Annotated in this window: 3 protein-coding genes; 2 read left to right on the top strand and 1 reads right to left on the bottom strand. The window is 69.9% G+C overall.

The genetic code is table 11. The features are described from left to right. Window positions 1-505, top strand: a 505-nt coding sequence (locus Q8Q85_12300) for a VTT domain-containing protein (GenBank protein ID MDP3775036.1), incomplete at its 5' end; no start/stop codon positions are given. Then, window positions 486-1,151 carry a CDP-alcohol phosphatidyltransferase family protein gene (locus tag Q8Q85_12295; protein MDP3775035.1) on the top strand — a complete coding sequence of 222 codons (666 nt, stop codon included), beginning with the start codon at window positions 486-488 and terminating at the stop codon, window positions 1,149-1,151. The genes Q8Q85_12300 and Q8Q85_12295, both read left to right, overlap by 20 nt. Window positions 1,152-1,185: 34 nt before the next feature. Here Q8Q85_12295 and Q8Q85_12290 read toward each other — a convergent pair whose 3' ends face one another. Beyond that, on the bottom strand, window positions 1,186-1,977 hold the full coding sequence (locus Q8Q85_12290; protein ID MDP3775034.1) for a PhzF family phenazine biosynthesis protein: 792 nt from the start codon (window positions 1,975-1,977) through the stop codon (window positions 1,186-1,188). Window positions 1,978-2,159: the final 182 nt, after the last annotated feature.

The following is a 2,159-nucleotide window of genomic DNA, read 5'->3' as shown; positions in this document are numbered from 1 at the left end:
TTCGATGTTCCTCCCGGTAGGCTACGAGCCGGTGCTCATGGTCTTCGGGAGGGTCTACCCGCCGGCGCTGGTCGCGGCGGTCGGCACGCTGGGCGTCGTGGCGGTCGAGTACGTCAACTACCGGCTTTACGACGCGGCGCTACACTCGCGCCCGATGGCCGAGATGCGGGACTCCGCGCTGGTGCGACGCCTGGTCCTCATGTTCGCCAGACGGCCGTTCCTCACGGTGTTCCTCGCCGCGCTCCTGCCGATCCCGTTCTGGGTGGCGCGCATCGCCGGCGTACTGGACCGGTACTCCGTGCGCCGCTTCCTCGTGGCCACCGCCCTCGGCCGCTTCCCCCAGTTCCTCTTGTATGCGGCGTTGGGCACCGTCATACCGCTCACCGGCGGCCAGCTGCTGGCGACCGGAGCGGTGGCGGCGGTCATCCTCGGTGCGGCGGTAGCGCTTCGGCGCGGCCGGCGCGAGACCCTTCAGGGAGGCAACGATGTCCGACGCGAAGCGTGAACTGACGTTCCTTCTTGCCGACCCCGAGCGCCGGCTGCTCCGGCGCATCGCGGGCGCGCTGCCGGGCTGCGTCACGTCCGACGCGCTCACGGCGCTCGGCGTCGCCGGCGCGGCGGGCGCGGGCGTGGCATACGCACTCTCGGGTCTCCACGCCGGGTGGCTCTGGGCCGCGAGCCTCATGATCGCGGTCAACTGGTTCGGCGATAGCCTGGACGGGACGCTGGCGCGCGTCCGGCACCAGGAGCGGCCGAAGTACGGCTACTATCTCGACCACATCGTGGACGCGGTGTCCACCGCCGCGATCGGCGTCGGCATCGGGCTGTCGCCGTGGGTGGACCTCGAGGTGGCGCTCCTCCTGGTGGTGGCCTATCTCGCCCTTTCCATCAACGTGTACCTCGAATCGGCGGTCTTCGGCGTCTTCCGGATCGCCTACGGAAAGCTCGGTCCGACCGAAGTGCGCATCATCCTCGTCATCGCGAACGCGGTGCTCGCGCTGGCCGGCCGTAGCGCCGCCCGGGAGATGGTTTCCCTGGTCACGAACCTCGGCGCCACCGTGCTCGCGGTGGCGATGCTCGGCGTCCTCATGGCGCGGTTCGCGAGCAACCTGCACCGCCTCGGTCGCATGGAGCCCCTGCCTCGGACATGAGCCGCGCCTTGGCATGCTCGCGGTTTTTCGGGCATCACGTGTCGAGTTCGCCGCGCATCACCGTCACCGCCTGTCCGCCAAGCAGGACGCGCTCGCCGCGCACTCCGACCCGCACGATGCCGCCACGGGCCGAGGCCTGGTAGGCCAGCAGGTCCGCCTTGCCCAGGCGCCCCTGCCAGTACGGGCCGAGGCAGCAGTGCGCCGATCCGGTCACGGGGTCCTCGGGGACGCCGGACTGCGGCGCGAAGAAGCGCGACACGAAGTCGAAGCCCGGCGTGGTCGCCACGGCCGTCACGATGACGCCGCGCACCGGGATCGTGCCGATCAGTGCGAGGCTGGGAGCGAGCTTGCGGACAGTGGCCTCGGAATCCAACTCCACCAAGTAGTCGAACCGGCTCCGCAGCACCATCCGGGGCGAAACGCCGAGCGCCTCGGCGAGGTCTGGATGCGCGTCCGCGTACTCGCACGGGAGAGCGGGGAAGTCCAGCTCGATCCAGTCGCCTCTGCGAGTCGCCGTCAGGACGCCACTCTTGGTCCGAAAGCGGGCCGTCTCCTCCGGGCCGACGAGCCCCGTCTCCCAGAGGACGTGCGCGCTCGCCAGCGTGGCGTGTCCGCAGAGATCCACTTCGACGGCCGGCGTGAACCAGCGCAGCGCCCACGCCTCTCCGCGCTTCATGAGGAACGCGGTTTCGGCATGGTTCATCTCCCGCGCGACCTGCTGCATCCAGCGCTCCGGCTTCTCCTCGGGCAGGACGCACACGGCGGCGGGGTTCCCTGAGAAGGGCTGGTCGGTGAACGCATCCACGACTATGACCGGCTGGGGCACGGGACTCTCAACTTTGAGGGAGATGGGGCGTAGACTATAAGGCGGCAGGGCGGTAGAGATAAGGGGAGCGGTACCTGCGGGAGCGGTACCTTACGGTGCGCGCCGCCGCCTTGGTCGCGCACCACAAGGTACCGCTCCCCGCTCCCCGCTCCTCCCCTCAAATGGAGAGCTCCAGCCATGCG

The sequence above is a fragment of the Gemmatimonadales bacterium genome, from assembly GCA_030697825.1.
In the GTDB taxonomy this organism is placed as follows: domain Bacteria; phylum Gemmatimonadota; class Gemmatimonadetes; order Gemmatimonadales; family JACORV01; genus JACORV01.
This window is presented reverse-complemented; position numbering and strand designations above follow the sequence as displayed.